This is a genomic window from Flavicella sp., from assembly GCF_037132785.1.
In the GTDB taxonomy this organism is placed as follows: domain Bacteria; phylum Bacteroidota; class Bacteroidia; order Flavobacteriales; family Flavobacteriaceae; genus Flavicella.
Genome location: NZ_JBAHZZ010000162.1, coordinates 1 through 5527 on the forward strand (window position 1 = coordinate 1; position 5527 = coordinate 5527).

Annotated in this window: 5 protein-coding genes and 1 pseudogene; 4 read left to right on the forward strand and 2 right to left on the reverse strand. The window is 32.7% G+C overall.

Annotated elements, in window-relative coordinates; all coding sequences use genetic code 11:
• Positions 1–102 (reverse strand): annotated as a pseudogene (locus V5787_RS10405) (IS1595 family transposase); the annotation flags it as partial.
• 86 nt (positions 103–188) lie between these two features.
• Here V5787_RS10405 and V5787_RS10410 point away from each other — a divergent pair.
• Positions 189–437, forward strand: a complete 249-nt coding sequence (locus tag V5787_RS10410) for a hypothetical protein (RefSeq protein WP_336893162.1) — start codon at positions 189–191, stop codon at positions 435–437.
• Positions 438–613: 176 nt separating this feature from the next.
• Here the strand turns inward: V5787_RS10410 and gltX are convergent, their stop codons facing one another.
• A complete protein-coding gene (gene gltX, locus V5787_RS10415) occupies positions 614–2140 on the reverse strand; it encodes a glutamate--tRNA ligase (protein ID WP_336893163.1) in 1527 nt (508 codons plus the stop codon).
• A 133-nt stretch (positions 2141–2273) separates the two neighbouring features.
• On the opposite strand from gltX, the gene ybeY reads away from it, so the two are divergent.
• From ybeY to V5787_RS10430, 3 genes are all read left to right on the forward strand, one after another.
• Positions 2274–2684, forward strand: a complete 411-nt coding sequence (gene ybeY / locus V5787_RS10420) for an rRNA maturation RNase YbeY (RefSeq protein ID WP_336893164.1) — start codon at positions 2274–2276, stop codon at positions 2682–2684.
• A 38-nt stretch (positions 2685–2722) separates the two neighbouring features.
• Positions 2723–4600, forward strand: coding sequence for a tRNA uridine-5-carboxymethylaminomethyl(34) synthesis enzyme MnmG (gene mnmG / locus V5787_RS10425; protein ID WP_336893165.1), 1878 nt, complete (start codon positions 2723–2725; stop codon positions 4598–4600).
• Positions 4601–4686: 86 nt separating this feature from the next.
• Positions 4687–5328: an HAD family hydrolase gene (locus V5787_RS10430; protein ID WP_336893166.1), complete on the forward strand. Its 642-nt coding sequence runs from the start codon at positions 4687–4689 to the stop codon at positions 5326–5328.
• Positions 5329–5527 lie beyond the last annotated feature (199 nt).

The window sequence follows — 5527 nt, forward strand, 5'->3', positions numbered from 1 at the left end:
ACCTTCAGACCATTTTATTTTGGCTAAATAAGCTTTACAAGCTTCATCATTTGGTAGTTCTTTTATAAAACTCAGTATATTTTGACCTTGAAAAACATCCATATCTGTTATATTTAATGACACTAAGATACAGAAACTAAACGACTAACTCAGTTCATTTATATATTTACATTTTAAATTATTTTAGTATGAAAAAATTTCTTTTTGGATTTATTGGTGTGCTAGTTGCTGTTATTGCTCTTTATTTTACCTTAATTTATTATTTGACATATAGTGAAGGTTATCGTTCTGGTCAGCTAGTAAAAGTTAGCTATAAGGGTTTGGTGTTCAAAACTTGGGAAGGTCAGTTAAGTCAAGGTGTTTCAGAAAGTCAAGTATTTAATTTTTCTATTGAAGATGATGAAGAAAGAGTAATTAAATTATTACAAGATTATTAAGGTAGTAATGTTCGTTTAAAATTTAAAGAGAGTTACAGTACATTTGCTTGGTGGGGAGACACTAAGTATTTTGTTTTAGATGTAGAAAAAGTCGATCAGATACGGGAGGTTAATAAAAACTTGCACGATTAAACTCAAAAACCTCCGTTAAAAGTTGGAGGTTTTTTATTAAATATTTATTTTAAAATATTGATTGCATTTTCTATTCGTTTTATTGACGTTTCTTTCCCTATCATTGATGCAATATCAAATAAATTAGGTCCTTTTAATGCACCAACTAAACTCAAACGTAGTGGCTGCATTACCTTACCATATCCGATTTCTTTTGTTGTAATCCATTCTTTTAAGATGATTTCAATATTTTCCGAAGAGAAGTCCTCTATTGGTTTTAGTACATTAATTACTTCTTGCATTAAAGACCCTGTTTCTTGTTTCCATTGTTTTTTTGAAGCTTTTGTATCATGTTTTGTTGGGCTTATAAAAAAGAAATCACTTAAACTCCATAGATCTTTTATAAACACAGCACGTTCTTTTACCAAACCAACGACAGTTTGTATATAAGTAGGGTTTGATTTTATTCCTTTTTCTTCTAATATTTTTACAAACAATTTTGCAACTTCTTTATTGTCCTTTGCTTGTAAATATTGTTGGTTAAACCAGTTTGTTTTTTCTGGACTAAATTTAGCTCCTGATTTGTTTACACGTTCTAATGAAAATTCATCAGTTAATTCTTTCAAAGTAAATATCTCTTGTTCCGTGCCAGGATTCCATCCTAATAAAGCAAGCATATTAATAAAGGCCTCAGGTAAATAACCTTCTTCTCTATATCCGGTAGAGGTTTTTCCGTCTTTTTTGTTTGTGTATTCTAATGGGAATACCGGGAAGCCTAATTTATCTCCATCACGCTTGCTTAATTTACCTTTTCCAACTGGTTTTAAAATCAAAGGAAGGTGTGCAAATTTTGGAATATTCCAATCTAAAGCATTATAAAGTGAGAGATGTAATGGAAGGGAAGGTAACCATTCTTCACCACGAATCACATGTGATATTTTCATTAAATGATCATCTACAATATTTGCCAAATGATAGGTAGGCATTCCATCGCTTTTAAATAACACTTTGTCGTCTAACAAAAAAAGCTTGAAAGAAACCTCATTCCTAATTAGGTCTTTTGCTGTTAAAATTTCGTTTTCAAAACATTTGTCATACATTTTAAATCGAATAACATATTTATCTCCAGCAGTTATTTTTTTTGCAACCTCTTCTTCTGACAGTGAAATTGAATTGTTTAAATTCTGTCTTGTTGTATGGTTGTAAATAAAAGGAGTTTTGTTTTTTTCTGCTTTATTTCTTTCAACATCTAGTTCTTCAGCTGTATCAAAAGCATAATATGCATGTCCTTTTTTTATAAGTTCATCAGCATATTTCTTATAGATATCTTTGCGCTCTGATTGTCGATAGGGACCAAATTTTTCGTTTTTTCCTGGAGCTTCATCAAATTGTATTCCACACCACTCCATTGCATTTACTATATATTGTTCTGCATTGGCAACATATCGGGTTTGATCTGTATCTTCAATTCTTAATATAAATGTTCCATTGTGTTTTTTTGCAAATAAATAATTGTACAAAGCGGTTCTTACGCCTCCTATATGTAAAGGTCCTGTTGGGCTTGGGGCAAATCGTACTCTAACGTTGTTCATTGTTCTTGTTTTTAAATTGTAAAAGTACAAAGATTCATTTTTATACTCGTTGTGTATTTGATTCTTTATTGTGTTTTTTGTCTTTTAAAACATGAACTAAAAACTTTAGTTTATCTTTGCGAAAATTTTTATAATGATTGAATTTAATTACGAATTGGATTTTAAGATTGATGATGAAAAATCTTTTCGAAATTGGATTAGTTCTGTTGTGGAGGATCATGACTGTACCCTTGGCGAACTAAATTTTATTTTTTGTGATGATGCCTATTTATTGAAGTTGAATGTTGAGTTTTTGGAACATGATACATTAACTGATATCATTAGTTTTGATTATACTATTGGTAAGTTAATTGGTGGAGATGTTTTTATTTCTGTTGAACGTGTCCGTGATAATGCAGCTAATTTAGATCATTCTTTTTTGGATGAATTGAAGCGTGTTATGATTCATGGCGTATTACATTATATAGGATTTAATGATAAAAACTATAAGGATAAAGTCGAAATGAGATTTCAAGAGAATGCTTCATTTTTGCTGTTTAAATAACCTAATTAATAGTTGTTCCACGTGGAACTTTTTAGAATATGAGTTTATTTACTGATGTATATGACGTTATAGTTGTTGGTGGTGGTCATGCTGGTTCTGAGGCCTCAGCCGCTGCTGCAAATATGGGATCAAAGACTTTGCTGGTAACTATGAGTTTGCAAAACATTGCTCAAATGAGCTGTAATCCTGCAATGGGTGGAATTGCTAAAGGACAAATTGTTCGTGAAATTGATGCGCTCGGCGGGTACTCTGGCATTGTAACCGATGAGACTGCTATTCAATTTAAAATGTTGAACAAGTCTAAAGGTCCTGCTATGTGGAGTCCACGAGCTCAAAGTGACCGTATGAGGTTTGCTGAGAAGTGGAGAAATATGTTAGAAAAAACTGATAATTTAGATTGTTATCAGGATATGATTAAAGGATTGGTCGTTGAAGATAATAAGATAGTTGGTGTAAAAACAGGACTTGGATTTGTTATAAAATCTAAGACGGTTATTATTACAGCAGGCACTTTTTTAAATGGATTAATTCATATTGGTGAAAAGACTTTCGGTGGTGGTAGAGCTGGTGAAAGTGCTTCTATTGGCATTACTGAAGATTTAGTTAAATTAGGTTTTGAATCTGGCAGAATGAAAACTGGAACCCCGCCTAGAGTTGATGCTCGTTCTTTAGATTTTTCTAAAATGATTGAACAGCCGGGTGATGATAAACCTGAAAAATTCTCTTATTCTAAATCTACAAGTACTTTAAAAAAGCAACGTTCTTGCTACCTTACATATACTTCGCCGGAGGTGCATGATTTGTTGCGTGAGGGCTTTGATAGGTCTCCGATGTTTAATGGAAGAATTAAAAGCACAGGACCAAGGTATTGCCCCTCAATAGAAGATAAAATCGATCGTTTTTTCTCAAAAGATAAGCACCAAATATTTGTTGAGCCTGAAGGGTGGGATACAAATGAAATTTATGTTAATGGATTTTCAACCTCCTTACCTGAAGAAGTTCAAGACAAAGCCTTGCGTAAGGTTGCGGGTTTCGAAAACGTGAAGTTTCTTAGGTTTGGTTATGCTATTGAATACGACTTTTTCCCACCAACACAATTAAAGCATACATTGGAAACTAAATTAGTTGAAAACTTGTTTTTTGCTGGTCAAATAAACGGAACTACAGGCTATGAAGAAGCGGCTGCTCAAGGTCTGATGGCTGGGTTAAATGCAGCTTTAAAAGTTCAACAAAAAGCACCTTTTATATTAAAAAGACACGAAGCTTATATTGGCGTTTTGATTGATGACCTTATTACAAAAGGCACCGAGGAACCTTATAGGATGTTTACATCTCGTGCAGAATACAGAACTCTATTGCGACAGGATAATGCGGATTTAAGGTTGACACCAAAAGCTTTTCGATTGGGGATGGTTTCAAAAGAACGTTTGGATAGGGTAGAGGAGAAACAAAAAAAGACAGATTTGTTTGTCGCTTTTTTACGAAACACTAGTGTGAGTCATCTTGATGTAAATCCTGTTTTAGAACACAAAAAATCTGCACCAATTAATCAGTCTATGAAGATGTTTAAATTGGCTGCTCGACCCCAATTGAGTTTTGTTGACGTACGTAAGTTTCCAAAAGTTCAACACTTTATAGATAACAATGCTATTGATGATGAAATTATTGAACAAACTGAAATACATGTTAAGTATGCTGGTTATATAGATAAAGAAAAACGCAATGCTGATAAGTTAACTCGATTGGAAAACGTGTCTATTCCAGAATCTTTTGATTATGATAAAGTAAAATCTTTATCTATTGAAGCGCGTCAGAAGTTAATGAAAATAAAACCTGTAACTATATCTCAGGCAAGTAGAATTAGTGGAGTTTCTCCTAGTGATATTTCTGTATTATTGGTGTATATGGGAAGATAAATTATATTTGTTCCACGTGGAACGCTAAAGTAAAATCCGCTTTTGTGACCGTAGAATAAGAGTTGTGATTGTGAAAAACGGAATATATGAAATATAAATGTGTTATTTTCGACTGTGATGGTGTTTTGGTAGATACAGAAGACATATCTATTGGGACTTTTGTTGATATGGGAAACAAGCTCGGAGCCTCTATAGACTTCGAATACGCCATGGTGCATTTTTTAGGAAAGTCCTTAGAATACTGTTTCGATTATATTCAGGAAAGATGTTCAGAACCTTTTCCGTTAGACTTTGAAAAACAATACAGAGAGAAAAGCTTTGAGAAATTTAAAAACGTATTACAAGCGATAGAAGGAGTAAAAGAATTGATTTCTAAATTAGACGTTCCTTTTTGTGTAGCATCAAATGGACCTTTAAATAAAATGCAACTTAACTTAAAGATAGTAGGTCTTGATGCCGTGTTTGCCGATAGAATGTTTAGTGCATATGATATAAATAAGTTCAAACCAGATCCTGCATTGTTTATTCACGCTGCAAAAAAACTAGGGTTTAAACCGGAAGATTGTGTAGTGATTGAGGATTCTGACGTTGGTGTAAAAGCAGCTGTTTCGGGAGGCTTTGACGTGTTTGGTTTTGCTAATTTTAGAAATGAGACACTCCTGAAAAAAGAAGGGGCTAAATTGTTTTATAAAATGAATGAATTATCTGATTTGTTAGAAAAACAATAAACAGCAGTGTTTTTTAAAAAACATTAGTGTCCGCTAAACATTTTTAAAAGTGGGATTTCTTGGCTTCAAGGTTGTAACGCAACAAAACGTTTTAGTTTTATGATGTTACTAAGTTACAATTTTAAGTTCAATATCCATCATTTCTTTTGGTGTTTTATATCCAAGTATCTTTCTAGGTCTATTGTTTAGTTTTTCTTGA

Coding starts and splice junctions, on each gene's coding strand:
- V5787_RS10430 (WP_336893166.1), top strand. CDS start 4,687: ATGAAATATAAATGTGTTATTTTCGACTGTGATGGTGTTTTGGTAGAT.
- V5787_RS10410 (WP_336893162.1), top strand. CDS start 189: ATGAAAAAATTTCTTTTTGGATTTATTGGTGTGCTAGTTGCTGTTATT.
- mnmG (WP_336893165.1), top strand. CDS start 2,723: ATGAGTTTATTTACTGATGTATATGACGTTATAGTTGTTGGTGGTGGT.
- gltX (WP_336893163.1), bottom strand. CDS start 2,140: ATGAACAACGTTAGAGTACGATTTGCCCCAAGCCCAACAGGACCTTTA.
- ybeY (WP_336893164.1), top strand. CDS start 2,274: ATGATTGAATTTAATTACGAATTGGATTTTAAGATTGATGATGAAAAA.